General features: G+C 63.6%; 29 protein-coding genes. 17 read left to right on the top strand and 12 right to left on the bottom strand.

The genetic code is table 11. From position 1 onward, the window contains the following. Window positions 1–51: 51 nt before the first annotated feature. Entirely contained in the window at window positions 52–1383 is a 1332-nt protein-coding gene (locus FJ950_RS21635) for a dihydroorotase (RefSeq protein WP_181171395.1), read from the top strand. 482 nt (window positions 1384–1865) lie between these two features. Here FJ950_RS21635 and FJ950_RS21625 read toward each other — a convergent pair whose 3' ends face one another. From FJ950_RS21625 to FJ950_RS21610, 4 genes are all read right to left on the bottom strand, one after another. After that, window positions 1866–2651, bottom strand: coding sequence for a hypothetical protein (locus FJ950_RS21625; protein ID WP_181171374.1), 786 nt, complete (start codon window positions 2649–2651; stop codon window positions 1866–1868). A 70-nt stretch (window positions 2652–2721) separates the two neighbouring features. Then, on the bottom strand, window positions 2722–2979 hold the full coding sequence (locus FJ950_RS21620; RefSeq protein WP_015318556.1) for a hypothetical protein: 258 nt from the start codon (window positions 2977–2979) through the stop codon (window positions 2722–2724). Between the two features lie 351 nt (window positions 2980–3330). After that, window positions 3331–3705, bottom strand: coding sequence for a TIGR02301 family protein (locus tag FJ950_RS21615; protein WP_015318555.1), 375 nt, complete (start codon window positions 3703–3705; stop codon window positions 3331–3333). Between the two features lie 129 nt (window positions 3706–3834). Beyond that, entirely contained in the window at window positions 3835–4257 is a 423-nt protein-coding gene (locus FJ950_RS21610; RefSeq protein ID WP_140618468.1) for an NUDIX domain-containing protein, read from the bottom strand. 128 nt (window positions 4258–4385) lie between these two features. Between FJ950_RS21610 and FJ950_RS21605 the strand changes: the two genes are divergently transcribed. Next, window positions 4386–5147 carry an SOS response-associated peptidase gene (locus tag FJ950_RS21605; protein ID WP_140618466.1) on the top strand — a complete coding sequence of 254 codons (762 nt, stop codon included), beginning with the start codon at window positions 4386–4388 and terminating at the stop codon, window positions 5145–5147. A gap of 75 nt (window positions 5148–5222) precedes the next feature. Here FJ950_RS21605 and FJ950_RS21600 read toward each other — a convergent pair whose 3' ends face one another. Further along, entirely contained in the window at window positions 5223–5378 is a 156-nt protein-coding gene (locus FJ950_RS21600) for a hypothetical protein (protein WP_015318552.1), read from the bottom strand. A 414-nt stretch (window positions 5379–5792) separates the two neighbouring features. Between FJ950_RS21600 and cysS the strand changes: the two genes are divergently transcribed. From cysS to rarD, 8 genes are all read left to right on the top strand, one after another. Then, the gene (gene cysS, locus FJ950_RS21595) at window positions 5793–7244 is read left to right on the top strand and encodes a cysteine--tRNA ligase (RefSeq protein ID WP_140618465.1); all 1452 of its coding nucleotides are present in this window, start codon (window positions 5793–5795) and stop codon (window positions 7242–7244) included. A gap of 226 nt (window positions 7245–7470) precedes the next feature. Continuing rightward, the gene (locus FJ950_RS21585; protein ID WP_140618721.1) at window positions 7471–7821 is read left to right on the top strand and encodes an endonuclease domain-containing protein; all 351 of its coding nucleotides are present in this window, start codon (window positions 7471–7473) and stop codon (window positions 7819–7821) included. Continuing rightward, window positions 7818–8204, top strand: a complete 387-nt coding sequence (locus tag FJ950_RS21580; RefSeq protein WP_015318548.1) for a VOC family protein — start codon at window positions 7818–7820, stop codon at window positions 8202–8204. The genes FJ950_RS21585 and FJ950_RS21580 overlap by 4 nt, the downstream gene beginning before the upstream one ends. A gap of 6 nt (window positions 8205–8210) precedes the next feature. Beyond that, complete coding sequence (locus FJ950_RS21575) at window positions 8211–8702, top strand: GFA family protein (RefSeq protein ID WP_140618463.1); 492 nt, start codon at window positions 8211–8213, stop codon at window positions 8700–8702. Continuing rightward, window positions 8699–9175, top strand: coding sequence for a GFA family protein (locus FJ950_RS21570; RefSeq protein ID WP_140618462.1), 477 nt, complete (start codon window positions 8699–8701; stop codon window positions 9173–9175). Before FJ950_RS21575 ends, FJ950_RS21570 begins: the two co-directional genes overlap by 4 nt. Beyond that, a complete protein-coding gene (gene pip, locus FJ950_RS21565; RefSeq protein ID WP_140618460.1) occupies window positions 9172–10122 on the top strand; it encodes a prolyl aminopeptidase in 951 nt (316 codons plus the stop codon). The genes FJ950_RS21570 and pip overlap by 4 nt, the downstream gene beginning before the upstream one ends. Continuing rightward, window positions 10119–11741: a citramalate synthase gene (gene cimA, locus FJ950_RS21560; protein WP_181171372.1), complete on the top strand. Its 1623-nt coding sequence runs from the start codon at window positions 10119–10121 to the stop codon at window positions 11739–11741. Before pip ends, cimA begins: the two co-directional genes overlap by 4 nt. A gap of 82 nt (window positions 11742–11823) precedes the next feature. Beyond that, window positions 11824–12750: an EamA family transporter RarD gene (gene rarD, locus FJ950_RS21555; protein WP_140618458.1), complete on the top strand. Its 927-nt coding sequence runs from the start codon at window positions 11824–11826 to the stop codon at window positions 12748–12750. On the opposite strand, the gene FJ950_RS21550 is transcribed toward rarD, so the two are convergent. The 4 genes from FJ950_RS21550 to FJ950_RS21535 all read right to left on the bottom strand — a co-directional run bounded on the left by FJ950_RS21550 (window position 12728) and on the right by FJ950_RS21535 (window position 15638). After that, window positions 12728–13726: a transporter gene (locus FJ950_RS21550; RefSeq protein WP_140618719.1), complete on the bottom strand. Its 999-nt coding sequence runs from the start codon at window positions 13724–13726 to the stop codon at window positions 12728–12730. The two genes, rarD and FJ950_RS21550, sit on opposite strands and share 23 nt — an antisense overlap. Window positions 13727–13834: 108 nt before the next feature. Continuing rightward, on the bottom strand, window positions 13835–14617 hold the full coding sequence (locus tag FJ950_RS21545) for a glucose 1-dehydrogenase (RefSeq protein ID WP_140618456.1): 783 nt from the start codon (window positions 14615–14617) through the stop codon (window positions 13835–13837). 158 nt (window positions 14618–14775) lie between these two features. Further along, window positions 14776–14943 (bottom strand): hypothetical protein, encoded by a 168-nt coding sequence (locus FJ950_RS21540; protein WP_181171402.1) that lies wholly within the window; start codon window positions 14941–14943, stop codon window positions 14776–14778. An 83-nt stretch (window positions 14944–15026) separates the two neighbouring features. Continuing rightward, window positions 15027–15638 carry a TIGR00730 family Rossman fold protein gene (locus tag FJ950_RS21535; protein WP_015318539.1) on the bottom strand — a complete coding sequence of 204 codons (612 nt, stop codon included), beginning with the start codon at window positions 15636–15638 and terminating at the stop codon, window positions 15027–15029. Window positions 15639–15765: 127 nt separating this feature from the next. Between FJ950_RS21535 and FJ950_RS21530 the strand changes: the two genes are divergently transcribed. From FJ950_RS21530 to FJ950_RS21515, 4 genes are all read left to right on the top strand, one after another. Beyond that, window positions 15766–17247 carry a LysM peptidoglycan-binding domain-containing protein gene (locus FJ950_RS21530; protein ID WP_140618452.1) on the top strand — a complete coding sequence of 494 codons (1482 nt, stop codon included), beginning with the start codon at window positions 15766–15768 and terminating at the stop codon, window positions 17245–17247. 79 nt (window positions 17248–17326) lie between these two features. Further along, complete coding sequence (locus tag FJ950_RS21525; protein WP_181171370.1) at window positions 17327–17674, top strand: metalloregulator ArsR/SmtB family transcription factor; 348 nt, start codon at window positions 17327–17329, stop codon at window positions 17672–17674. A gap of 25 nt (window positions 17675–17699) precedes the next feature. Then, window positions 17700–19583 carry an ABC transporter ATP-binding protein/permease gene (locus FJ950_RS21520; RefSeq protein ID WP_140618450.1) on the top strand — a complete coding sequence of 628 codons (1884 nt, stop codon included), beginning with the start codon at window positions 17700–17702 and terminating at the stop codon, window positions 19581–19583. Window positions 19584–19677: 94 nt separating this feature from the next. Continuing rightward, window positions 19678–20025 carry an antibiotic biosynthesis monooxygenase gene (locus FJ950_RS21515; protein ID WP_140618448.1) on the top strand — a complete coding sequence of 116 codons (348 nt, stop codon included), beginning with the start codon at window positions 19678–19680 and terminating at the stop codon, window positions 20023–20025. On the opposite strand, the gene FJ950_RS21510 is transcribed toward FJ950_RS21515, so the two are convergent. Then, window positions 20022–20888: an SMP-30/gluconolactonase/LRE family protein gene (locus tag FJ950_RS21510; RefSeq protein WP_140618446.1), complete on the bottom strand. Its 867-nt coding sequence runs from the start codon at window positions 20886–20888 to the stop codon at window positions 20022–20024. The two genes, FJ950_RS21515 and FJ950_RS21510, sit on opposite strands and share 4 nt — an antisense overlap. A gap of 408 nt (window positions 20889–21296) precedes the next feature. Here FJ950_RS21510 and FJ950_RS21505 point away from each other — a divergent pair, with 408 nt between their 5' ends. Together FJ950_RS21505 and FJ950_RS21500 are read left to right on the top strand one after the other, a co-directional pair. Continuing rightward, complete coding sequence (locus FJ950_RS21505; protein WP_140618445.1) at window positions 21297–21995, top strand: phosphatidylserine decarboxylase; 699 nt, start codon at window positions 21297–21299, stop codon at window positions 21993–21995. Between the two features lie 74 nt (window positions 21996–22069). Next, window positions 22070–22816 (top strand): phosphatidylcholine/phosphatidylserine synthase, encoded by a 747-nt coding sequence (locus FJ950_RS21500; RefSeq protein ID WP_224584719.1) that lies wholly within the window; start codon window positions 22070–22072, stop codon window positions 22814–22816. 27 nt (window positions 22817–22843) lie between these two features. Here FJ950_RS21500 and FJ950_RS21495 read toward each other — a convergent pair whose 3' ends face one another. Both FJ950_RS21495 and FJ950_RS21490 read right to left on the bottom strand, forming a co-directional pair. After that, window positions 22844–25066 (bottom strand): AMP-binding protein, encoded by a 2223-nt coding sequence (locus tag FJ950_RS21495; protein ID WP_140618443.1) that lies wholly within the window; start codon window positions 25064–25066, stop codon window positions 22844–22846. Between the two features lie 103 nt (window positions 25067–25169). Then, window positions 25170–25577 carry a 4-oxalocrotonate tautomerase family protein gene (locus FJ950_RS21490; protein ID WP_140618441.1) on the bottom strand — a complete coding sequence of 136 codons (408 nt, stop codon included), beginning with the start codon at window positions 25575–25577 and terminating at the stop codon, window positions 25170–25172. 110 nt (window positions 25578–25687) lie between these two features. On the opposite strand from FJ950_RS21490, the gene FJ950_RS21485 reads away from it, so the two are divergent. After that, window positions 25688–26551, top strand: a complete 864-nt coding sequence (locus tag FJ950_RS21485) for a LysR substrate-binding domain-containing protein (protein ID WP_140618439.1) — start codon at window positions 25688–25690, stop codon at window positions 26549–26551. Window positions 26552–26698 lie beyond the last annotated feature (147 nt).

Genomic DNA, 26698 nt, shown 5'->3' with positions numbered 1-26698 from the left:
CAAAACGGTTGGCCATTACGTAAGCCGCTGACACTCCTCCCGCAAGAGAGCATCACCATGACCTACGACCTCATCCTGACAGGCGGCATAGTGGTCAATCATGACGGCGAGGGGCCACGCGACATCGGCGTGAAGGGCGGGCGCATCGCCGCGATCGGCGATCTGCGCCAGGCATCGGCTGGCGAGACGATCGACTGCCGGGGCCTGCATATCCTGCCCGGTGTCGTCGACAGCCAGGTGCATTTCCGTGAGCCGGGACTGGAACACAAGGAAGACCTGGAAACGGGTTCGCGGGCCGCGGTGCTGGGCGGTGTCACCGCCGTGTTCGAAATGCCCAACACCAATCCGCTGACCACCAGCGAGGCAACGCTTGCCGACAAGGTCCGGCGCGGCAGCGGCCGCATGCATTGCGATTTTGCTTTCTGGGTTGGCGGTACCCGCGACAACGCCAGGGACGTCGGCGAGCTCGAACGTTTGCCGGGGGCTGCGGGAATAAAGGCCTTCATGGGATCGTCCACCGGTGACCTGCTGGTCGAGGACGATGAAGGCGTCGCCTCGATCCTGAGGAATACCCGCCGTCGCGCCGCTTTTCATTCGGAAGACGAGTTCCGGCTGCGCGAGCGCCTGGACGAGCGCGTCGAGGGCGATCCGTCATCGCATCCGGTCTGGCGTGACGAGATCGCCGCCTTGCGCTGCACCGAGCGGCTGGTGCGCATCGCGCGCGCCGTTCGTGCCCGCATCCATGTCCTGCACATCTCGACCGCCGAGGAGATCCTGTTCCTCGAACAGCACAAGGATGTTGCGACCTGTGAAGCCACGCCGCACCATCTGACGCTGAGCGCCGACGACTATGCGCGGCTTGGCACGCTGATCCAGATGAACCCGCCGGTGCGGGACAAACGCCATCGCGACGGCGTCTGGCATGGCATAGCGCAAGGCATCGTCGACGTGCTCGGCTCCGACCACGCGCCGCACACGCTGGCCGAGAAGGCAAAACCCTATCCGGCCTCGCCCTCGGGTATGACCGGCGTGCAGACGCTGGTGCCGATCATGCTCGACCATGTCAACGCCGGCCGGCTGACCCTGCAGCGCTTCGTCGATCTCTCCAGCCATGGCCCGCAGCGCATCTTCGGCATGGCCAGAAAAGGCCGCATCGCCGCCGGCTATGACGCCGACTTCACCATTGTCGACATGAAGCGGCGCGAGACCATCACCAACGCGCAAGCCGGCTCGAAAGCCGGCTGGACCCCCTATGACGGCAAGCAGGTCACGGGCTGGCCGGTCGGCACGGTCATTCGCGGTCAGCGCATTATGTGGGACGGCGAAATCGCGACGCCAGGCCAGGGGACGGCGGTGGAGTTTTCCGAGGCGCTGCCGGGTTAGCCACCTGTGGCTGTGCGTCACGTCTTTTAAGCGTTCCGCATTATGTTCAAGGCATCATGCGGACACATGTCGCGCCTATGATTGACCGAGTTTCCAGAGCTGCAAGCGCTCCTGTGGAATCGCGATGTCGCGCGACTGATCCCGGCCAACGAAGCATTTGCGTTCTACGAGCGCAATTGGCGCTTTGTCGATCAGACACGGCTTACGACGCGCGAGAAATTGCTTATCCAGAACTCGCCAGGGAATTCGGTCACGGTATCCTTCTGACTGCCGGCTGAATTGTCCTCCCGTGGTGTTTTTCGCCTCGTATCTGCAACATCAAACCGGACACGTCGCGTGCGCTAGCGGTGCTATTTCGGTTCTTCGAAACGAAAGCATTCGCATTTGGCCGGATGCCGACGTCAGTGCAAAACCTGCCGGCCCGCTCAAATAGCAACATCGTCCACGATGCTGTTCGCATCCTGGCGCAACCAGGGGGGCCTTCAGTCGCCGGCGACGAAGAAGGTCCATTGCCCGGCTGGCGTGATGCCGACGCGATAGAAGATGTAGGCTCCGAACTGCTTCATGTCGTCGAAATCGCCGGCGGTGACGATCTTGAACAGCTCGACCCGTTGCTTGGCGTCGAGCTTGTCCAGCGGCAGCGCGAAGAAATACGGCCAGACATAGAGGTCCTGTGGCGTGCCTGCATCGACATGGACGTAGCCTGCGGAAAGCACTTCCTCCAGAATGGCCAGGATCTCCTGGCCATCAGGGTCGCCGGACAGCCCCTTGAGGAAGGTGATGGCGTCGCCGTCGATGTCGGCCAGCGACAGCTGGGTCATGCTGTCGCCCTTGCCGATCAAAGGCCTGAGCTTCTCGATGTCGCCGCTCTTGCAGGCCTCGATGATCAAGTCATGCATGCGCCGCACGGGCTCGGGCAGCTTGCCGAGATCATAGACGACTTCCGGCAGAGGTGCCTCGGGATCGACACGCGGCCTGTTGCTGCCGCCATCCGATGGGCTGTCCGGCTCAGCGGCGTCGGGAGCGGCCGGCTGGCTTGTTGAAGGCGGCGTTCCCACCGGGTCAGGCATGGGAATCGCGCTTCCTGGCGGCGAAACATCGTCCTCCGACGGTGTGGCTGGAGCGGGGAGCTCTTCGCGTTTGATCTCGCTCAGCGCATGAGCCGGACTGCTGGCCAGGCAAGTCGTGAAGGTAACCGCGGCACAGCAAGCAGCGAGGCGGATGTAGAGGCCCAAGCCCTTCGGCTTGCCTGACATCGGAAAATTCACTGCCCGTATCTCCCTACTTCCGGGCATGACACCCGAACGGCATTCGATCGTCAGAGAACCTGATATCGGTTCAGTGCCGCAGCCGCTCAGGTTCGAAGGCGCCTGCGATCACCTTCTCGCGCATGCGGTCGAGCAGGGCAAGGGCCGAGGTTTCGCCGTTGGCGCGCAACATTTCACCGAATGCCGTCTCAAGGGCCGCCTCGGCGATGATTTCTGGCTCAATGCCGGCCGAGAGGCCTTCCGCCCAGGCTTCGCTGTGGCTCTCAACCGCCGTCAGGCGCTTCTCTTCCCTGACCAGCGCGTCGATGTCGTTGGCAGCATGTTCCATAAGCGATGTCCACCCTTCCAAGCGGCAACCCATCAGTGTGGATCAGGCTTGATCTGTTCCATTCATAGGCAGCTTCAAGTAAGTATCTGTAAATACGACATTTTTTTGATCGTCATTTACAGGGGCCAACTGTGTTTGGCGAAGCTGCGTTTCAACCCGGATCAAACTTAGCCGATTAGCCTGGCCTGCGGGGCGAAAACCTTCAGTTTGAGTTAATTGCGCCTTCGCGTGATAACGTTTGATTAACGCTGTTGCAGAAGTGCAACATCAGAATTGCACCAAGATGTGGGCGGCGACAAGCCGGATATATCGAGATCCCTGGCGGCGGGCCTGATATCTGTTGATGAATGCTCAGTTGCCATACCGCGAGGCGATATCGCGCGACAGCGTCTCGCCTTCTTTCATGTAACGGCTGATGGCTTCAGTGGCCGAAGCGGTGCACTGGGTGTAAGTGCCGAAGGAACGGTAGCCGCGATTGAAGCTGGCGATGAAGCGGGCGCGGCGCTCCGGGTCCGGGTTTTCCGAATCGAGCAGTTTTTCCATCTCGCCACGCCACTGGTCGCCCTTCTCCCCGCACAGATTGCGCAGGAAATGCAGCGACCCGAGAACTTCCGCCAATCGCATCAGCCCCGGCTCGAACGGCGACTCGGCACTGAAGGCAGGCCGCGCCGGGACGACCGCGCTGACGGCAAGGCAAATGGCAAGGAGCACTGACGGACGGTTCATAAACCTTCTCTGCCTGACGGCTTAGGCCTTGTGGTCTGCCTGATGGCCTGAGACGTCGTGGCTGGCGAGACAACATAAGCCTTGTGACGAAACAATTTGTCGCCTGCAAGGCGGTTTTTCAGTGCTGCGTCAGCGGGCTTGAACGGGACCGAGGAGTTCCTCGGCGACCGCGAACACCGAGCCCGCGAGCGGCAGCAGGGTCATCTCCTTGAGTGTATAGAAGGCGGCTGTCTCGGCGTCGTCGCTGGCCTCGGCCTCGCCACCGGCATAGGTGGCGCCGAAGACCGTGAGGAGATAATCGATCGGATGGCTGTCTTGCCTGCCGTCGATGTGGATTTCCCGAAGCGGGCGAAAGCCGGCGGCGCGCAAGCCGGTCTCTTCCATCAGTTCACGCCGTGCCGCGTCCTCCAGCGTCTCGCCGGCTTCGACCTTACCGCCGGGAAAAGCGTAGAGCCCTTGCGACGGCGAACGCGCCCGCTTGACCAAGAGTACGGTGTCGCCGCGCACGACGGCTACCGACACGGCCAGAAGTACCTTGCGTGCTGTGTTCATCGATCCCTAATCAACTCATTCGAGACAGCTCTTTTGTGGACCGACAGCATGGGCAAGCTTTAGCGGTTGCGCAACGCCGGTTCGATCGCCACTTTCAACACCGAACTATTCGAAAGACACAATCGATCATGTGCGGACGTTTTGCCTTGACCGCCACGCCGGACCAGACCGCTGCCTTGCTGAGCCTTGCGGAGCTGGAGGATTTCCCGGCCCGCTACAACATCGCACCGACACAGCCGGTCCTGATGGTGACCGCTGGCGTGCCGCGAGCCCCAGGCTCCAATCTGCCGGACCGGCAGCCGATGCTGGTGCGCTGGGGCCTGATCCCAGCTTGGGTGAAGGACACCAGGGAGTTTCCGCTGCTGTTCAACGCGCGCTCCGAAGGTGCGATCGAGAAGGCCTCGTTCAAGGCCGCCATGCGCCATCGCCGCGCGCTGGTGCCGGCATCCGGTTTCTACGAATGGCGGCAGACCGGAGGCAAGAAGGGGCAACCCTATTGGATCCGGCCCAGGCATGGCGGGTTGATCGCCTTTGCAGGTCTGATCGAAACCTATGCCGAGCCCGGTGGCTCAGAGATGGACACCGGCGCTATCCTGACCGTCAACGCCAACGCCGATTTCGCCCATATCCATGACCGCATGCCGGTGGTGGTCGATATTTCTGACTTTGCCCGTTGGCTGGATTGCCGCACGCTCGAACCGCGCGATGTCGTCGATTTGCTGCGGCCGGCGCAGCCCGATTTCTTCGAGGCGATCCCTGTCTCCGACCTCGTCAACAAGGTTGCCAACACTGGACCGGAGATTCAAGAGAGGGGCGAAATCGGGCCGGAACCCGAGAAGGTCAGGCGCCAGAAACCTGGCGCGGACGACAGTCAGATGACGCTGTTCTAGCGAAGCCGGTCGAAGTCTAAGTTCAGGACGCCTGTTCTCGCCCTCATCGTCGGCGATTGCGCCAGCCGCGTCATCTCAGGCAGCGCGAGGCGACACGATCTTCTGCGCCGGCTTCTTCTTCTTGGCGGTGTGAAGAAGGGCGGCGACGATGGCGGCCGGGCCGATTGCGCGATAGTGGTTGGCCAGCGCCGGTTGCTTGGCGCGGTTGGCTTCCTGCTTGCTTCGAGGCATGTTTCTCTTCCCTGGTAACATTTCCGTGTCTGCGTTTGCTGGTTGATTCCGACCAAATCGTGACGCGTGGTGATCTAGCCGGCGAATGTTTCATGACTGTGCCGACATGTTTAATAAAATGTTTCACTGACTGATTCCGCATGACCGGGCGATGCGTTTGCCAGCCCTCGCTACTTTTTTCCCGGAATCCGCGACTTGACGGCAACACTGGTCAGGGCGATAAAGCCGCCGATGAAAACGTCTTTCGCCATTTGTGGCATTTGCATTATTGGCTAGCCTCGCGCTGGTCCGGACGTTTTCGCCTCATCTTCCCCAGATTGGACAAACGCCCCGGCCAGCAGGCTGGAACCTGATTTGCGCCTTGGCGCTGGGCTGGCTCCATCCAGACAAGAAGTTCTGAACGGGAAGCATGGAATGTCTGACGCATCAAAGGGCCTGCGCCTCTACAACACGCTGACGCGCACGAAAGAGGGCTTCGTGCCGATCGATCCGCTTGACGTGCGCATGTATGTCTGCGGCCCGACCGTTTACGATTTCGCCCATATCGGCAACGCCAGGCCGGTGATCGTGTTCGACGTGCTGTTCCGCTTATTGCGCCACCTCTACGGCGAGACGCACGTCACCTATGTGCGCAACATCACCGACGTCGACGACAAGATCAACGCGCGGGCGCTGCGCGATTTCGGCGGCGAGATCGCTTCGGGAACCCTTTCGCTCAACGAAGCGATCCGACGGGTGACCGAAAAAACGGCCGACCAGTTTCACAGGGATGTCGCCACGCTTGGTTGCCTGGAGCCGACGGTCGAACCGCGCGCCACCGAATTCGTCGAACCCCGCGCCGACGGCAAGGCTGATATGATCACCTTGATTAAAAGCCTGATCGAACGCGGCCATGCCTATGTCGCGGCAGGCGAAGTTCTGTTCGATACGGCCTCGATGCCGGACTATGGTCAATTGTCGAAGCGCAATCTCGACGAGCAGCAGGCCGGTGCCCGCATCGCCGTCGAGGCCCACAAGAAGAACCCCGGCGATTTTGTGCTGTGGAAACTGTCATCGCCGGAAGAGCCCGGCTGGCAAAGTCCATGGGGCAGGGGCCGGCCCGGCTGGCATATCGAATGCTCGGCCATGTCGGCCGCCTATCTCGGCGAGGTCTTCGACATCCATGGCGGCGGCCTCGATCTGATCTTCCCGCATCATGAGAACGAGATCGCCCAGTCGCGCTGCGCCCACGGCACCGATGTCATGGCCAATGTGTGGATGCACAATGGTTTCCTGCAGGTCGAGGGCCAGAAAATGTCGAAGAGCCTCGGCAATTTCTATTCGATCCACGAATTGCTCGAGACCGAGACCTTCGGCGGCCGCAGATGGCCTGGCGAGGTGCTGCGGCTGGCGATGCTGATGACGCACTACCGCGAGCCGATCGACTTTTCCGTGCGCAAGCTTGAGGAGGCGGAGAACACGCTACGCAAATGGAAACGCGCGTCGGACCTGGCGCCGGCTGCGGGAAGCCAGGTGCCGGCGGAAGTCGTGGAGGCGCTGTCGGATGATCTTGCGACCTACGCGGCCTTCCAGCAACTGACCCAGCTTGCCGGTGAGGCAACCGACTTCAGCGGCGCTGGCGAGAATGGCGCCGCGGCTTCCTTGAAAACCTCGCTCGCGTTCCTCGGTTTCGACGTCGGCGCGGCCAAGGTCGACGAGGCCGCGATTGCGGAAACCATCGCCAGGCGCCTGCAGTTCATCGCTGCCAAGAACTGGGCCGAGGCCGACCGCATCCGCGATGAACTCCTGGCGCAAGGCGTGCAGTTGAAGGATGGCAAGGATCCGGTCACCGGCGAGCGCGTGACGACGTGGGAGGTGAAGCGGTGAGGGTGGCGCCAGGCACCCCCCTCTGCCCTGCCGGGCATCTTCCCCTCAAGGGGGGAGATTGGATGCCACTTCAGCTTTCGCCAATCGCCGACGTTGAAGGTCCGGCCCCGTCGCTGAAACTGCCGATCTCCCCCCTTGAGGGGGAGATGTCCGGCAGGACAGAGGGGGGCGAACTGCCGTGACGCATTATCCAGTGTCCGCCTTCAATCGCGGCAATGCGCGCAAGATGCGCAAGGCAATGACCGATGCCGAACTCAAACTTTGGAATGAGATCAGAGCGCATCGTCTTATGGGCTTGGCTTTCAGACGCCAAATGCCGATCGGTGGCTATATCGTCGACTTTGCTTGCCCGGCCAAAAAGCTGATCGTCGAGCTGGACGGTTCCCAGCACGCACGAGTTGGAGTTTCGGAATCGGATGCCGGAAGAACAGCGAGGCTCGAAGCACTAGGCTGGACCATCCTGCGCTTCTGGAATGACGACGTGATCCGCGATATCGACAATGTCTGCCAGCACATCGTCAACTCGGCTGGCATGGCCAACGTGCCGGAGCCAGCAACGGAGGAGCTCGTTCCATGATCGACCATCTCGGCATCACCGTTTCCGATTTCGATGCCTCCAAGGCCTTTTACGACAAGGCGATGGCGCCGCTGGGTGGCTCGCTGCTTTATATGGTGCCGCAGGAATACACTGGTGGCGCCAAGGTCGGCGGCTATGGCCGCGACCGGCCGGTGTTCTGGTTGAGCGCGGCCAGGGAAAAGCCCCGAGATCATCAGCACGTCGCCTTCACCGCGCGCAGCCGCGCCGAGGTCGACGCCTTCCACGCCGCCGCCCTTGCAGCCGGCGGCAAGGACAATGGCGGACCGGGCCTGCGTCCGCACTATCACCCCAACTATTACGGCGCCTTCGTCCTCGATCCCGACGGCAACAATGTCGAGGCGGTCTGCCATGATCCGGAGTGAAAACCGATGAGCCTCGACAACCGGCCAGTCTACACAGGCGGCTGCCAGTGCGGTGCGGTGCGCTTCCGCGTCGAAGGCGCGCCCGGCGACGCCTCGGTCTGCCACTGCCGCATGTGCCAGAAGGCCAGCGGCAATTTCTACCTGCCGCTGGTCTCGGTGCGCGGCGCCAAGGTCGACTGGACGCGCGGCGAACCCAAGCGGTTCCGTTCCTCCAATGCAGCATGGCGCGGTTTCTGCGCCGAATGCGGCACGCCGCTGACCTTCGAGGCGCCCGACGGCATGGCTCTGGCGATCGCCGCCTTCGACGATCCGGCTGGTATCGCGCCGACCATCCAGTGGGGCACGGAAGCAAAACTGCCCTATGTGGATTCCATTCCGCGATTGCCGGGCGAGGACACGATGGCGGATATCGGCTCGGCTCCTTATCTCGCCGAGCTCGTCTCCTATCAGCATCCCGACCACGACACCGACCAATGGCCGCCGGAGGAAAGACCATGACCGAAACTGTCCGAACCGGCGGCTGCCAATGCGGCGCCGTGCGCTTCCGCATCAAGGGGGCGCTGGGACGTGCGTCCATCTGCCATTGCCGCATGTGCCAGAAACAGTTCGGCTCCTTCTTCGGCGCGCTGGTGACGGTACCCAAGGATGGCGTCGAATGGACCCATGAAGAACCAAGTTATTTCCAGTCTTCGGTCAACATCGATCGCGGCTTCTGCGCCCGTTGCGGCACGCCGCTGACCTACCGGCAGCCCGGCGGGCTCGAGATCGCCATCGGCGCCTTCGACGACCGCTCGGATCTGGCGCCGCGGATCCAGGTCAACTATGCGGCACGGCTGCCTTGGGTCGAGACGATCTTCGACCAGCCTGTCCACCAGGATCCCGATTATTACGCCCGGCAGGAGCAGATCATCTCCTTCCAACACCCCGATCAGGAAACGGCCAACTGGCCGCAACAGGGCCTGAAAATATGAGCTTGCGCACCCTCTACCCGGAAATCGAACCGTTCGACTCGGGGATGCTCGATGTCGGCGACGGCCATATGGTCTATTGGGAGCGGTCGGGCACCAAGGGCGCCAAGCCGGCCGTGTTCCTGCACGGTGGACCGGGCGGCACCATTTCGTCAAAACACCGGCGGCTGTTCGACCCCAAGCTCTACGACGTCATCCTGTTCGATCAGCGCGGCTGCGGAAAATCGACGCCGAACGCCTCGCTGGAGGCCAACACGACATGGCATCTCGTTGCCGACATCGAGCGACTGCGCGAAATGGCCGGCTTCGACAATTGGCTGGTGTTCGGCGGTTCCTGGGGCTCGACGCTGGCGCTCGCCTATGCCGAGACACACCCTGATCGCGTCAGCGAACTGGTGGTGCGCGGCATCTACACGCTGACCCGCGCCGAGCTCGAATGGTACTATCAATTCGGCGTCTCGGAGATGTTCCCCGACAAATGGGAGCGTTTCCTGGCGCCGATTCCGCAGGCCGAGCGCGGCGACATGATGGCCGCCTACCGCAAGCGGCTGGTCGGGTCCGACCGGAAGGCGCAGATCGAGGCCGCCCGCGCCTGGAGCCTGTGGGAAGGCGAGACGATCACGCTGCTTCCTGAACCCGAAACCAGCGGTCCGTTCGGCGAGGACGACTATGCCGTCGCCTTCGCCCGCATCGAAAATCACTATTTCGTCCATGCCGGCTGGCTCGAGGAGGGACAGTTGCTGCGCGATGCCGGGAAGCTCAAGGACATCCCCGGCACCATCGTCCACGGCCGCTACGACATGCCGTGCCCGGCGCGCTACGCCTGGGCGCTGCACAAGGCCTGGCCGAAGGCGGACTTTCATCTGATCGAAGGCGCCGGTCATGCCTATTCGGAGCCGGGCATCCTCGACCGGCTGATCCGCGCGACGGACAAGTTTGCGGGCAAATGACGATGAGCCGCGCGCGCCTCTATCTCTTCGACACCACGCTCCGCGACGGCCAGCAGACGCCGGGCATCGACTTTTCGGTCGAGGACAAGATCGCGATTGCCAAACTGCTTGACGAGTTCGGCTTCGACTATGTCGAAGGTGGTTATCCCGGCGCCAATCCGACCGACACTGCATTCTTCCAGCAGAAGCGCACGGCACGCGCAAAATTCGTTGCTTTCGGCATGACCAAGCGGGCTGGAGTCTCAGCCTCTAACGATCCGGGGCTGGCGGCGCTTGTCCAATCGAAATCGGACGCCATCTGCTTCGTCGCCAAGAGCTGGGACTACCACGTTCGCGTGGCGCTCGGTTGCACCAACGAGGAGAACCTCGACTCCATAAAAGTCTCCGTCGAGGCATCGGTCGCTTCGGACAAGGAAGCGATGGTCGATTGCGAGCATTTCTTCGACGGCTTCAAGGCCAATCCGGACTATGCGCTCGCTTGTGCGAAAACGGCCTACGACGCCGGTGCGCGCTGGGTGGTGCTTTGCGACACGAATGGCGGCACGCAGCCCTCGGAAGTGCGGGCAATCGTCGAGAAGGTTATCGCCGCGGGCATTCCGGGAGAGCATCTCGGCATCCATGCCCATGACGACACCGGCCAGGCGGTGGCCAATTCCCTTGCCGCCGTCGAGGCCGGCGTGCGCCAGATCCAGGGCACGCTGAATGGCATCGGCGAACGTTGCGGCAACGCCAATCTGATCTCGATCCTGCCGACACTGGCGCTGAAGCCGGCTTTCGCCGACCGCTTCGAGACGGGAATCTCAGCCGAAGCGCTTACCGGCATTTCGCGCCTGTCGCGCGCCTTCGACGAATTGTTGAACCGCGCTCCGGAAGCGCAGGCGCCCTATGTCGGCTCCTCCGCCTTTGCCACCAAGGCGGGTATCCACGCTTCGGCGCTGGCCAAGGAGTCGGCGACCTATGAGCATGTGGAGCCGCAGGCCGTGGGCAACCGCCGCCGCGTCATGGTCTCCGACCAGGGCGGCAAGGCCAATTTCCTCGCCGAGTTGAAGCGGCGCGGCATCGATGTGCCGAAGGACGACCATCGGCTCGACGCCCTGATATCGGTGGTCAAGGAGCGTGAGGCCTTGGGCTACGCCTATGAGGGCGCCGACGCCTCCTTCGAACTCCTGGCGCGCAAGATGCTGCATGGCCTGCCCGAATTCTTCCACGTCACCTCGTTCCGCTGCATGATTGAACGCCGCTTCGATGCCAATGGCCAGTTGAAGACGGTGTCGGAAGCAGTGGTCAAGGTGCTGGTCGAGGGCGAGGAGAAGATGTCGGTGGCCGAGGGCCATGGCCCCGTCAACGCGCTCGACATTGCGCTGCGCAAGGATCTCGGCAGATACCAGAACGAGATCGCGGATCTCGAGCTTGCCGACTTCAAGGTGCGGATCCTCAATGGCGGCACCGAGGCCATCACCCGCGTGCTCATCGAATCGCATGACGGTACCGGCGCGCGCTGGTGGACGGTCGGGGTCTCGGAAAACATCATCGACGCCTCGTTTCAGGCGTTAATGGATTCGATCGTCTACAAGCTGATGAAGAATCGCGAGATGGCGGGGCTGGTGGCGGCGGAGTAAGTTTGAACCATCAGCGAAGTCCATTGATCCATCAGAACTTTGCGATGGTCTTGCCAAGATTACTGGGCCATAGCGTTGGGCCATGGCCGCTGAAGCAATTACCCCCGATGCAGAATCGAAAGCCCGCCGCGGCTTCTTGCTGGCGCTGGGTGCCTATCTCTTGTGGGGGTTGCTGCCCTTCTACATGAAGGCGGTGGCGCATCTGCCGCTTGCCGAGGTGATTGCACACCGCATCGTCTGGTCGGTGCCGATTGCCGCGGCGGTCCTGGTCTGGGCCGGCCGCACGGCCGACTTCAAGGTGGCGATCCGCTCGCCCCGCACCATCGCCATGGCGGCGCTGACGGCGGCGCTGATCTCGATCAACTGGGGCATCTATGTCTGGGCGATCGCCGTCGACCGCACCGTCGAGACGGCATTGGGCTATTACATCAACCCACTGGTGAACGTCGTGGTCGGCGCACTGCTGCTCGGCGAGCGGCTCGACCGGTTGCAGATCGCGGCGGTGGTGCTTGCGGCGGTGGCCGTCGCCGTGCTGACGATCGACGGCGGCAAGCTGCCCTGGGTGTCGCTGGCATTGGCGTTTTCCTTCGCCGCCTACGGCTTCTTCCGCAAGACGCTGCCGATCGGTCCCAGCCAGGGCTTCCTGCTCGAAGTGCTTTTGCTGTCGGTGCCGGCGCTGGGCTACATCGTCTTCCTTATCGCCACCGGACAGGACCATTTCGTCTCCAGCAATGGCACCGACACCGCGCTGCTCATCGGCTGCGGGCCGGTGACGGCCGTGCCGCTGCTGCTGTTCGCCTTTGGCGCCAAGCTGCTGCGCCTCTCGACCATCGGCATCATGCAGTACATAGCGCCGACTATGGTGTTTCTGATTGCCGTGCTGATCTTCGACGAGCCGTTCGGCACCACGCAGGCCATCGCCTTTGCCCTGATCTGGGCGGCCCTTGCGGTCTATTCCTGGTCCATGCTGGCGACGGCGCGCCGGGCTACATCTGCCCGAGCCGCCTGACAAAAAGATAGGTCACGCCAGCGATCAGCAGCGACGCGCCCGTGATCACCCAAAAACCCAACGGGGTGTTGACCAGCGGCAAACCGCCGACATTCATGCCGAACAGGCCTGAGATGATGGTCATCGGCAACAGCACCGCCGTCATCACCGAGAGCACGTAAAGCAGCCGGTTCGACTGCGTCGTCAGCTTGGCCATCAGCTCGTCCTGTAGCAGCCGCGTGCGCGCCTGCAACTGCTCGCCGTCATAGTGCAGTGTCTGTGCGCGGTGCGAAAGCCGCGCCGCCATGTCGTTGATCGAATCCGGCAGGTCGTTGCGGTGCGAATGGTCGAGATGGCGAAACAGGTTGGTCAGCGTCGCCATCTGCCGGTGGATGACCACCAGATGCCGGCGTGCATCGACCAGCGCCTGCCGCTCATTGTGCCATGCGTCGCAGACGATGCGGTCCTCAATGCCGTCGAGACTGTCGCTGAGTGCCGCGAGTTCCGTCGCCATCCCGTCGAACGACTGGCCGACGACAGCCTCGATCAGCTCGGCCGGAGACCGGAACTTGCGCGATCCGTTCTCGATCGCCTTGCGGATGTTGTCGACCGATTGCAGCGGCTGCTTGCGGGCGCCGACCAGCATCGTGTCGTTGAGGGCGAAGCGGAAATGACCAAGCCCGCCGGCTTCCGCCGAATAATCATGGCGCAGGTCCGGCAGATCGCCATAGAGCCAGTCATCCTCGAGGTCGATGTGGCAGCCATGACTGGCGGTCAGGAAGGCTTCGCGCACCGGCGCCGGCAAGGCCTGATCGGCGCCGATCTCGTGGCGCGCATGCATGTCGGAAAGCTGGTAGCTGCGCCATGTCCAATGCGCGGCGGCGGCATCCCTGGTGCGCACCCCTTCGGTGGTAAAGTGGTAGATGAAGAACAACCCGTGCTCATCGGGCAGGTAAGGCGACAGGTCAGTGCCCTCGGAGGGGATGGCGATGTTCATGGCGGCTTCGCCGGTCTCTGATGCGGTCGGGGTCGCGGGGGCGGCCAAGCGCGATTTCTAGCACGGCATCCCCGATTTAGTGTGACTGTTCCGTGACGGCGTGCCCGCTTACAGGACGCTGGTGATCCCGCCATCCACCAGCAGCGTCTGTCCGTTCACGAAACTGGCGGCGTCGGACGCCAGGAACACGGCAGCGCCCGCGAGTTCCCTCACTTCGCCCCAGCGCCGCATCGGCGTGCGGCCGGTCAGCCAGGCGGAGAATGTCTCGTCGGCGACCAGCGCGGCGTTGAGCTCGGTCTTGAAATAGCCCGGCGCGATGGCGTTGATACGCACGCCGTGCTGGCCCCATTCGCCGGCCATCGACTTGGTCAGCATGGTGATGGCGCCCTTGCTCGCCGCGTAGGGCGCGATCGAGGGGCGGGCGAGCACGCTCTGCACTGAGGAGACATTGATGATCGACCCCCTTTGGCGCGCGATCATGCCCTTTACGACGGCCCGGCTCACCTTGAACACGCCGTCCAGGTTGGTGGCCATCAGCGCGTCCCAGTCGGCGTCGCTGAAGGTCTCCAACGGCGCCCGTCGCTGGATGCCGGCATTGTTGACCAGGATGTCTATCGGTGCGGTGCCGGTTTCCGCCGCCGCGATTGCCTGGTCGACCGACTGGGTGTCGGTCACGTCGATCACCGCTTCCGTGATCGAATGGCCCGCGGCGCGCAACTTGTCCGCGGCCGCTTTGAGATCGTCGGCCTTGCGGCCGCCGATCGTGACGCGCGCGCCGGCGCTCGCAAGCGCCTCCGCGAAGGCGAGGCCCAGGCCACGGCTGGCGCCGGTTATGAAGGCATGCTTGCCTTCGAGGCCGAACAGTTGGCCGAGATAGTCGGTCGAATGCAATTTGCACCTTCATCGGTTGCGATTTGTCGCCCGTCAGTCGAAGGCTCGTTCGGCCCTTGGCAAGCGGCAGCGCCAGCGTGCCGCTTGGCTTGATGAGATGCAAGGCGCTTGTCGGCCTGGCGGTCCTGCTGACGACCTCGATTGCGCGGCCGTCGGCCTCAGCGCTTCGGCCCAAACCCCGGATAGGGGTTGAGTGGCACGGTCGCGGCAATGTCCATCATGCCAGCCTTGACCAGTGGCAAGGTGGCGAGATGGCCGCGCGCATCGGCATCGCTGCCGACTTCGAACATCATGCCGCTGCCGGGAATGTCGCCGATCTGGGGCAAGCTGCTCGGAGGGAGTAGGGAGCAGGCAGTAGGGGGAAGTGTACGCTCCGACACTGCAAACCTACTGCTCTACTCCCGTAACCTTACATCTTGTCGATCACCGACTGGACGCCCTCGGTCGGTGCGTCGACCGAGGAGCCGGCGACCATGATGGCGGCGACGATGGCCTCGGGGTCGTTGACGACCAGCGGCTTCACACGCTGCGCGGTATGAATGAAGCCTTCCGCCGCCATGTGATCAAGCAACGCCGTCATCGGATCCCAGAATCCGTTGACGTTGCCGAAGACGATCGGTTTGCGGTGATGGCCAAGCTGCGCCCAGGTCATGATCTCGACGATCTCCTCGACTGTGCCGATGCCACCAGGCAGCGCCACAAAGGCGTCGGATTTCTCGAACATCTTATGTTTGCGCTCGTGCATGTTGTCGGTGATCGACAACTCGTCGAGCCGGTCAAGCGCGGTTTCGGTTGCTTCCTTGTTGATCAGGAAGCGCGGAATGATGCCCGTCACCTTGCCGCCGGCCTTGAGCGCGCCTTCGGCGACGGCGCCCATAATGCCTTTGGTGCCGCCGCCATAGACCAGCCGCAGGCCTGCCTTTGCAATTGAGCGTCCAAGCAGGTGGCCGGCCTTGACATAGATTTCATCGCGGCCCGGAGATGAGCCGCAATAGACGCAAACGGATCGAATCGTGTTCATGCCGATGATTGGTGATTGGGTCTGAAAGCGCGGTCAAGCCCTCGGGTTGAGAAGGCCGGGCTTTTTCTTGTCGGTCATGGCAAAACACGCTAGACCGGCGTTAGGTGGCTAAGGGGCAGGGAAATACATGGCAATCAATCCATTGAAGGCGTTCTTGTTCGCGGCGGGTGGGACCGTCGCGGCCGCGGGAACCGCCTATGTGTCGGGCGCACTCGACCCGTATCTTCATCGCACACCGCCGGCGGAAGTCGCGGCGTTGACGCCGCCCGCGGCGCCGAAGCCGGCCGATCCTGGCACGGAAGGGCGCCTGCCGGCTCCGGCGATGCCGGCCGCGCCGGGCGCGGCACCTCAGGCGACGGCCCCGGCAGCACCTGCAACCGACGCTGCGGCGCCTACGGCGCCCGCGACGGCGGATCCGATCGCGCCGACTTTCGATGTCGTACGGGTCGAGAGCAACGGCTCGATCGTCGTTGCCGGCAACGCGGCGCCCAACTCGAAGGTCGAAATTCTCAACGGCGCGACGGTGATCGGCTCCACGGTTGCTGGTCCCGATGGCGCCTTTGTCATCGTGCTCGAAGACCCGCTGAAGCCCGGCGACTATACGATCGCCCTGCGTTCGACGGTTGGCGCGGTCGTGACCGCCTCGGCGCAGACCGCAGTCGTCTCGGTGCCCACGAATGCGGCTGGCCAGGTGCTGGCCATGGTCGAGGAGCCGGGCAAGCCGGCCGAACTGCTGACGGTTCCGGCATCTGAGCCAAAGCCGGCGCCGGCAACCGGCGACCAGGCTGCCGCTCCTGCTGCTGAAGCGCCCGCCGCGCCGGCGACGGCCACGCCAGCCGTGGTTGAAGCAAAACCCACTCCGGCGGCACCGGCCGCGCCCGCGGCAGCCGTGGCCGAACCAAAGATCGTGGTCGAGGCAGTCGAGATCGACGGCAACAAGATCTTTGTCGCCGGCCTCGCCGATCCGGGCCGCAAGGTGCGCGCCTACGCCAACGACATCCTGCTCGGCGACGCGCAGACCTCGTCGGACGGCCATTTCCTGGTCGAGGCGACGCGCGATATTCCGGTCGGCAGCTATACCATCCATGTCGACGGCCTCGATGCCGATGGCGTGAAGGTGGTGGCCCGCGCCGCGGTGCCCTTCGAGCGCGAACCGGGCGAGGCGGTCGCCGCCGTTGCCCCCGCCGAGACCAAGCCCACCGAGACCAAGCCCGCCGAGGCCAAGCCCGCGGCGCCCGCTGTTGCCGCCGCTGCTCCGGGCGAGACCGCGCCGGCTCCCGCCGCGCCAGCCACCGAGGCTCCGGCTAACGTCGCAGCAGCCACGCCGCCAAGCGACGTGCCCGAAATCGTGTCGCCCAAGCTCGAACATGCCGACAGCGCGATCATCATTCGGCGCAACGACACACTGTGGCGGATCTCACGGCGCGTCTATGGTCACGGCGTGCGCTACTCCACCATATACCTCGCCAACCAGGACCAGATCAGGAATCCGAACCGCATCTGGCCGGGGCAGGTGTTCAAGGTTCCGGAAAAGTCGAAGGAAGGCGAAGCCGCCGACCTCAAGGCAATGGGCGAGCAGGCGACGACCGCACCGATGAAGACGGAATAGGGATAGACCGGCAATTCCGGCGATCTACCCATCGGCCTAGCTTGCCCTGTCATCGTTCATCGTCTATCGCCGATGAACGATGACAGAATGCGTTCCCTTACCAGACCATGCCGCCTCGGCACTGCCTGGCTGCATGCCGGACAGCCGCGCTGTCGCGGCGCGGTTCGCAGCACTTTCGCATCCGGCGCGGATCGAGATACTGAGGCATCTGTCGGCCAGCAATTCCTGCTGCTGCCGTGAGGTCGTCGACCGTTTCGCTCTGGCCCAGTCGACGATCTCCCAGCATCTGAAAATATTGGTCGAGGCGGGCCTCGTCCGGTTTGAGCCCGACCGTCAGCGATCGCGCTATGCGGTCGATCGCGCGGCACTTGCCGACGTATCGGCATCGCTGGGCGCGCTCATCAATTCCTGCTGCGCCGGCCGCTGACCCTCTCACCCAAAAGGCAAGAAAAGTGGCCGAAAAAACCGTCTCCGCCGACACCTCGACACTCACGACACTGCGCAATCTCTGGCCCTATATGTGGCCGGCCGACCGCGCCGATCTCAGGGCGCGGGTGACCTGGGCGACGCTGCTGCTGGTCGTCGCCAAGGTGACGCTGGTCGCCGGTCCCTATTTCTTCAAATGGGCGACCGATGCGCTGGCGGGCGGCTTCAAAACGCCACCGCCGCTGCCATCGTTCATGCTTGCCCCGGTGATGCTGGTCATTGCCTACAATGTGCTGAGGCTCGTCCAGCTCGGCTTCAACCAGCTGCGCGATGCGCTGTTTGCCCGGGTCGGCCAGCATGCGGTTCGCCAGCTTGCCTTCCGCACCTTCGTGCACATGCATCAGCTGTCGCTGCGCTTCCACCTGGAGCGCCGCACCGGCGGCCTGTCGCGCATCATCGAGCGCGGCACCAAGGGCATCGAGACGATCGTGCGCTTCATCATGCTCAACACCGCGCCGACGATCCTCGAATTCGCGCTGACCGCCGGCATATTCGGTTTCACCTATGGCTGGAAATATGTGGCCGTGGTGGCGGTCACCGTCTGCCTCTACGTCTGGTTCACGGTAAAGGCCAGCGACTGGCGCATCTCGATCCGCCGCGACATGAACGACAGCGACACCGACGCCAACACCAAGGCGATCGACTCGCTGCTTAACTTCGAGACGGTCAAGTATTTCACCAATGAGCGCATGGAGGCCGAGCGCTTCGACCGCTCGATGGCGCGTTACGAGATCGCCGCAACCAAGACATGGACCTCGCTCGGCTGGCTAAACTTCGGCCAGGGCTTCATCTTCGGCGTCGGCACGGTCGTCGTCATGTGCATGTCGGCGCTGGAGGTGCAGGCCGGCACCCAGAGCGTCGGCGATTTCGTTTTCATCAATGCCATGCTGGTACAGCTCTCCGTGCCTCTCAACTTTATCGGCTTCATCTATCGCGAAATCCGCCAGGGCCTCACCGACATCGAGCACATGTTCGACCTCCTCGACGTGCCGCAGGAGATCGTCGACAAGCCCAACGCCAAGCCGTTGGCCGTCAGCGCCGGCAAGGTCGAGTTCCGCGACGTCCACTTTTCCTATGATCCGAACCGCAAGATCCTGAAGGGCGTCTCCTTCGAGGTGCCGGCCGGCAAGACCGTTGCCATTGTCGGGCCGTCGGGCGCGGGCAAGTCGACCATCTCGCGGTTGCTGTTCCGCTTCTACGACGTGCAGGGTGGCCAGGTTCTGATCGACGGCCAGGACGTGAGGGATGTCACACAGGACAGCCTGCGCGCGGTGCTCGGCATGGTGCCGCAGGACACGGTGCTGTTCAACGACACCATCGCCTACAACATCCGCTACGGCCGTGTCGGCGCCGACGAGGAGGAGGTGCGCAAGGCCGCCGAACTCGCCCAGATCGGGCCGTTCATCGAGAAGCTGCCTGACGGCTATAAGTCGATGGTTGGCGAGCGCGGGCTGAAACTTTCCGGCGGCGAGAAGCAGCGCGTGGCGATCGCCCGCACCATCCTGAAGGCACCGCCGATCCTGATGCTCGACGAAGCGACCTCCGCACTGGACAGTCATACAGAACAGGAGATCCAGGCCGCGCTCGACCTCGTCAGCAAGGGCCGCACCACCATCGTCATCGCCCACCGCCTGTCGACGGTGATTGCCGCCGACGAGATCATCGTGCTGAAGGACGGCCAGATCGCCGAGCGCGGCACTCATGTCGAGCTGATGCGAAAGCACGGCCTCTATGCCTCGATGTGGGACCGCCAGCGCGAGGCGACCGAAGCCGAGGAGCGGCTGCGCATTGCCCGCGAAAGCGACGAACTGGGTGTCGTCGTACGCCGGCGCACATCGGAGATGTCGTAGCTCAAAAAAGCTCTTGACCTCAACTTAGGTTGAGATTGTAGACCGTCGCCCGAGAGCCGCAAAACAGCATCGTCGAGGACGGAATCAAATGGATATGAGCTTTACGGATCAGGATGTTAACGGCGGCAGCGTGTTCAGGGTCGACAAGTTCGTGGTGCCCGCCAATGCCCGCGATGAAATCCTCGCAAAGGTGAAGATGACGCATGAGTTGCTGCGTCTGCAGCAAGGCTTCGTCCAGGACTTTCTGCTCGAGCAATTCTCCGGACCGGGCGAATTCAACCTCGTCACCATCGTCGAATGGGAAAGCCAGGCTGCCGTCGACAATGTGGTACCGATCGTCAAGGCTGCGCACGAGCGCATAGCCTTCAACCCGCAGGAGACGATCGCCCGGCTCGGAGTGCGAGCTGATATCGCCAATTATCAGCGCGTGCCGGGACTCTAGCCAGGCCACCCCACACTCGGTGCCGGCGCTTCAATGCCGAGCACCTGGCCGGTGCGGGCCTCGCTTGTCATATGCTCGAAGCCGCGCCACTCGGCGGCGGTGATGAACAGCGTTTTCCGGTCCGCAGCGCCCAGCATGCAGGCAAAGCAGCCGCGATCGGCGGTGACGGTCTGCAAGACGTCACCGCCTTCGCGCACCCGCACGCAATGCTTGTTGGGAACGTCGGCATACCAGACCGCCCCGTCCGCATCGAGGCAGATGCCGTCGGGATATCCGTCGAGATCGGCCCAGGTGCGTCTGTTGGACAAGGAACCGTCGGCGGCAATGTCAAACGCGCTCAGCCGGTTGGCATGGGATTCGGCAATGATCAGCGTCTTGTTGTCCGGGGTCACCGCCATGCCGTTCGCAAAGGCGATAGTGTCCGCCACTTGCCTGACCGCGCCATCCGGTGTGACCAGCACGATGGTGCCGGGACCGAAATGCTGGCCGGCCGCCGGCGCCGGCCCGCCGCCATTGACGTAGATGTTGCCGCGCCCGTCGACGACGATCTCATTCCACGGGCTTTTCGACAGGCCGCGCAGGTCGGCGTGGATGACGAGCGAGCCATCGGCTTCCTGCCGCAACAGCAGGCCCTCGCAGCCTGAGACAACCAGCAGACGACCGTCCGGCAGCCAGTCGATGGAGTAGGGCAGGACAGCCGGAATCGTGAGCATGATCTTGCGGCTGCCGCCGGCATCGACGGCGATGATCTCGCCGGTGCCCCAATTGCAGACCCACAGGCGTCCGTCATGCCAGCGTGGCGATTCCCCGAAGGCGAGACCTTCCATGACGATGTACGGTTTGTCGCCGGACGATATTCGCATGATCAGGAGCCTCCGTTGCGCGCGTCATCCGCCCTTGCGATGAAGCGCTTCCCACCAAGGACGGGCGAGATGAGAGTCTCCCGACAGCGGACCGCTGTATTTTCGCGCAGGAAGAACGCTGCATCGGTGTGACGTTGACGCCACAGGTGCCGGTCTGCGCAAGGGCGGCGTCGGCGCAGATAGGTTTCTCGGCCACTCTGGCTGTCCTGGCCCTGTCAAAGGATGGCTTTTGAGGGCATGACACAGGCATGCGACCCGGTATCCAATTTCACGACACACGGAGCGCCAGGCTATCCGCGGTCACAGGCCCGCACTTGCCCGTTCATCCGCGCCGGCGATTGTCGCGTTGCGGGCAGGGGGTGTTTCGGCTATTGAGGCCGGACCTGAAACAGGGACCGCCCCCAGCCCATGAGCCTTGTCGACACGGTCAAGAACGCGTTCGTACCGATCCATCGCGAAGGCTATCCCTTCATCGCGGCGTTTGGCGCGGCGACGCTGTTCGTCGGCTATTTCTCCTCGATCCTGTTCTGGATCGGCCTGATCCTGACCGCCTGGTGCGTCTATTTCTTCCGTGACCCCGAGCGCGTCACGCCTGTTGACGATCGCCTGGTGGTAAGCCCCGCTGATGGCATCGTCTCGGCGGTCGGGCCGGCCGTGCCACCGCGCGAGCTTGGCCTCGGCAATGTCGAGATGACCCGTATCTCCGTGTTCATGAACGTCTTTTCCTGTCACGTGAACCGCTCTCCGGTGCGCGGCCGCATCGCCAGAATCGAACATCGGCCGGGAAAATTCCTCAATGCCGAGCTGGACAAGGCGAGCACGGAAAACGAGCGCAACGGCCTCGTCATCGAGAGCCCCAACGGCACGGTGGCGGCAGTCCAGATCGCCGGCCTGGTGGCGCGCCGCATTGTCTGCTGGACCGAGGCCGGCGCTTCGATCGGCACCGGCGAGCGTTTCGGCCTGATCCGCTTCGGCTCGCGCGTCGACGTGTTCCTGCCCTTGACCGCCACGCCGCGCGTCGCCGTTGGCCAGACGGCGGTCGGCGGCGAAACCGTGCTCGCCGAATTCGGCGGTGTCGCCGGCACGCCTCTCGTGCGGATTTCCTGACGGTGGGCACGCAGTATAAAAAATTCGAGGCCCATGCCAGCGGCGGTCCGCGCATCCGCGAGATCCCCATGCGCATGGTGCTGCCCAATCTGGTCACCGTGCTTGCCATCTGCGCCGGCCTGTCCGGCATCCGCTTCGGTTTCGAGGGGCGTTTCGAGCCGGCGGTGGTGATGGTGCTGCTGGCCGCTTTTCTCGACGGCATTGACGGCCGCCTGGCGCGGATGCTGAAGGCGACCTCCAAATTCGGCGCGCAGATGGATTCCCTGGCCGACATCGTCAATTTCGGCGTTGCGCCGGCTCTAGTGCTCTATGCCTTCCTGCTCGACCGCGCCGGCTCGCCGGGCTGGATCGCGGCACTGCTGTTTGCGATCGCTTGCGGGCTGCGGCTGGCGCGTTTCAACGTGCTCGACGACGAGAAGGCCGACCGCCCGATATGGCAGACCGAATATTTCGTCGGTGTGCCGGCGCCGGCGGGCGCCGTTCTGGTGATGCTGCCGCTCTATCTCTATTTCCTGCGGCTTGGGGTGGAGCCCAGCCGGCCGGCCGCCTTCGTCGCCACCGGCTTCACCATCCTGGTCGCCTTCCTGCTGGTCAGCCGCTTGCCAGTCTATTCAGGCAAGAGCATCAAGATCCCTGGCGACAGGGTGCTGCCGGTCATCCTCGCCGTCGTCCTCTACATTCTCTTGCTGATGACCTATCCCTGGTACACGCTGACGGCATCGGTCGCGGGCTACCTGATCTTTCTTCCATTCAGCGTGCGCGCCTATTCCAAGCGAGCCAAGCTGGAAGGCGAGAAGGTGCCGCCTTCGGACATAGGTTAGAAAGTCGGCCGAAGTCCTTGGTCCGACTCAGGCCGCCACGCCAAGTCCGAGCCGGTCGATCGCCAGCTTTCTCGTCGACACATAATCGGTCTTGCCGGAGCCGAGTACCGGGATTTCCTCGACCTTGACGATGTCGTTAGGCACCATCAGTTCGGCCGCTCCGGCCTTTTTGCCGAACTGACGCAACTCCTCGGCGCTGGCATCGTCGGCGGTGGTGACCAGCACGATGCGCTCGCCCCGCCTCTTGTCCGGCACCGCCACCGCCGCATGGCGTTCTTCCGGCCAAAGCGACTGCACCAGCATCTCGACCGCACCCAGCGACACCATCTCGCCAGCGATCTTGGCGAAGCGCTTGGCGCGGCCGCGAATGCTGATGAAGCCTTCGCGGTCGACGGCGACGATATCGCCGGTGTCGTGCCAGCCGGTCAGCGGCTGGAGTTCGCCGGGGCGGTCCGCGGTCATGTATCCCATCATCATGTTCGGCCCGTCGAGCCACAACTGGCCGGCATCGTTGATGCCTTCGACTGGCTCCAGTTTCATGCGAATGGCCGGCAGAAGCCGGCCGACCGTGCCGTCGCGGCCGTGGATCGCGGTGTTGACGGCAACCACGGGCGCCGCCTCGGTCAGTCCGAAGCCCTCGATGATCTCGGCCTGGAAGCGTTCGCGATAAACGCGGCGGGTATCCGGCTTCACCGCCTCGGCGCCGGCGACGACGAAGCGCAGACTGGAGAAATCCCCGTCCTTGGCGGTGCGCGCATAGTTGGAGAGGAACGTGTCGGTGCCGAACATGATGGTCGGTTTCACCTTGCGCGCGATCTCGGGGATGAGCTTGTAGTGGAGAGGCGAGGGATAGAGGAACAGCTTTACCCCGGTGACCAGTGGCAGGATGGTGCCGCCCGTCAGGCCGAACGAATGGAACACCGGCAACACGTTGAGCAGGATGTCCGCTGGCGAAATGGTGATCCGCGCCTCGGCCTGCATGGCATTGGCGAGGAGATTCTTTTGCGACAGAACAACGGCCTTCGGCGTGCCTTCGGAGCCCGAGGTGAACAGGATCACGCCGGGCTTTGCCGCGTCCTGTCGCTGCAGCGGCAGGCGCCACAGCAAGGCGGCTGCAAGCTTGTCCAGCGTGGTGACGCTTTCGCGTACATCTTCCAGCCACAGCAGCCTGGCGCCGCCCTTCTCGACCGCGGCGACGATATCGGCGAGATCGGCCTTCTCGACGAAGGCACGCGAAGAGACAACGGTGCGGATGACGGCGGTGCGGACAGCCGCGGTGACGCTTGCCGGCCCGGCCGTGTAGTTGATCATCGCCGCCACACGGCCCGCCGAGAGCAGGCCGACGAGCGACAGCACGACGCCGTTGGCGTTCGGCAGCATTACCCCCACAGCTTCGCCCGGCGCCGTCACCGCCTCGAAGCGCCTGCCCAGCACCCGCGCGCCGATGAACATCTTGCGGTAGCTCAGCGCCCCGGAAATGACGTCCTCGATGATCGGATGCGAAGCGCCGATCCTGGTTGCGGCGTCGCGCATGGCAAGGAACAGGCCGCGGTCGAGGTCGGTGCCAAAAAGCCGGGCCTCCGCGACGCGGTCGAACAGCGCATTGGTGTTGGAAGCCTGGTCCGGATTGCGCGCCACCAGTTCGGCGATCGTCATCGGCTCCAGGACACTGATCGACAGCCGTGGAAACCAGTGACGCGGTGCCTTGTCCGCCGACGTCAGCGACACCGGCAGGTTGCGGGCGCCGGCGACGAAGATCGGCACGATGCGGGCGTCGGCCTGCATGGCGATGCGGGTGACGGCGCGGAACAGCCGAAACGTCTTGACGTCGGGCTCGACCGCGTCCGGCAGATAGACGGCCAGCCGGCCCTTGCCCTTCAGCACGCGCACCAGCCGGCGGCTGACGAAGACATGTTCGGCGTTGAAGGCAATGGTGCGGCCGAGTTCGCGCCACGGTTCGAGCCAAGGCGAACGCGCCGAGACCTCGTCGAGTATATGCAGCGTGTCGTCGGGCAGCAGCGACAGCATCAGCGCCGGCTCGAAGCGCGACTGGTGCGAGATGACATAGATGACCGGCACCTGCGCCTTGCGAGCGATCTTAATGCGATTGTCGCTGATCCGGTAGGCGAGCTTGAACGGTGCGTAGAGCAGCGCTTGGGTGAAGCGCAGGCCGAGGCGGAATTTTTCCACCACGCCGATCAGCAACCAGGCCACAACCAGACCCGCAAGCAGCGCCAGTGTCAGGATCATGCCGCGTCTCTCCCAACGATTTTGTCATTGCGGCTCTTGTGCGGCCGCTTCGGGGGCAGAGCCTAGCGGAAGTCGAGGCAAGGTCAATGCGGAAGGGGCGCCCTCACGCCGCGTTCAGCCGCCCGCTGATGAAACGGAACTCCTGCGTCTTGCCGCCGTAGCCATAGGCCGCTGCCGGAACCTCATGCACGAAAGCATAGCTCTCCTGGTGCACGCCGCCTAGCAGGCGGCCAAAGGCATCGAAGATCGCCTTGAGATAGGCCTCCAGTTCGAGCTTTGTGTTGGTGCCGTCGACCACCTTGATGTCGAGCCAGAATGTGTTGGTGCCGTGCTCGGCGAGCGACTTGCCGCCGGCGAACCAGTGCTGCGGATCGAGATAGGACACGGCAACTGCGGTGATCGTCGGATCCTTGCGCAGATGCGTGGCGGTGATCTCGGTTATTTCCCTGGCGATGCTGGCCGACAGGGTGGCGTCGGGCTTGCCGGTGACGCTGACATTGATGATGGGCATTCTTCTCTCCTTGGTTTTTAGCGGCGTGGTCACCGCTGAAAGACCATGCCATCATCTTTTGATCGAAAAAACTGAATTGTTTTCAAATGAAGATTCGATAACATCGAATTATGGAAACGCTTGATCCCGACCTGCTCAGAACCTTCCTTGCTTTCGTCGACAGCGGTTCGCTGGCGCAGGCGGCGGCCAATGTCGGCCGCTCGCCCTCGGCGGTGACGGCGCAGATGCAGCGCTTGGAAGAGATCGTCGGTGAGCCGGTTCTGGCGCCGCAGGGCAGGGGGCGCGGCCTGACGCCGGCAGGCGAGGATCTTGTCGGGCACGCCAGGCGTATTCTTGCCGTGCATCGCGAGGCCTGGCTGGCGCTGAAGGGCGCACGCGCTGCCGGGCGCGTCGCCATCGGCACGACGCAGGATTTCGCCGATAGCGGCCTGCCGGACCTGCTGCGTGCCTTCGCCTCCAGCCATCCCCGCGTCAGGATCGAACTGCGTGTCGGCCGCTCCGCCGAACTGGCGCAGGCGTTACAAGCTGGCAGCCTCGATCTGGCGATCGTCATGCGCCAGGCTGCCGTGCCGGACGAGGTCGGCGTGCTGCGCGAGCCGATGATATGGCTGTGTTCGAACAAGGGACTGGCCTCGCGGCAGGAAGAATTGCCGCTGGCGCTGCTCGACCCCTATTGCGGGTTTCGCGAAGCGGCGCTCGCCGCGCTCGACGCCGCCGGCCGCCGCTATCGCATCGCTGCCGGCAGCGCCAGCCTGGCCGGGCTGCGCACTGCGGTAAATGCCGGTGTTGCGCTGACCTTGCGAACCCCGCGCTTTGCCCATTCCGGCATTGTCGAAGCGCCCCGCGAACTTGGCTTGCCGCCGGTTCCGATGGCTGATTTCGCGATCCGGCTGCGCGCCGGTGCCGATGCGCCCGCGGGCGATCTGGCGACGCTGCTCGGCGGTAGCCTCGCTTTGTCCGGACCGCTTGGTTGATTGGCGAGGCGCGAAGTTCCGTCGCCGGTCTTTTGGCATGGAAAGCCGACTTGCGGTCGACCCGTCTGTTGCAAAGCAAAAGCTGTCGCAAAGAAAAAGCCGACCTTGCGGTCGGCTTGGAGTAGGACGGGCCGAGGGGTTTGGGGG

The organism is Mesorhizobium sp. B2-3-14 (genome assembly GCF_006442175.1).
GTDB lineage: Bacteria > Pseudomonadota > Alphaproteobacteria > Rhizobiales > Rhizobiaceae > Mesorhizobium > Mesorhizobium australicum.
Note: the sequence above shows the minus strand (reverse complement) of the source record. Positions and strands in the feature narration are given on the sequence as shown.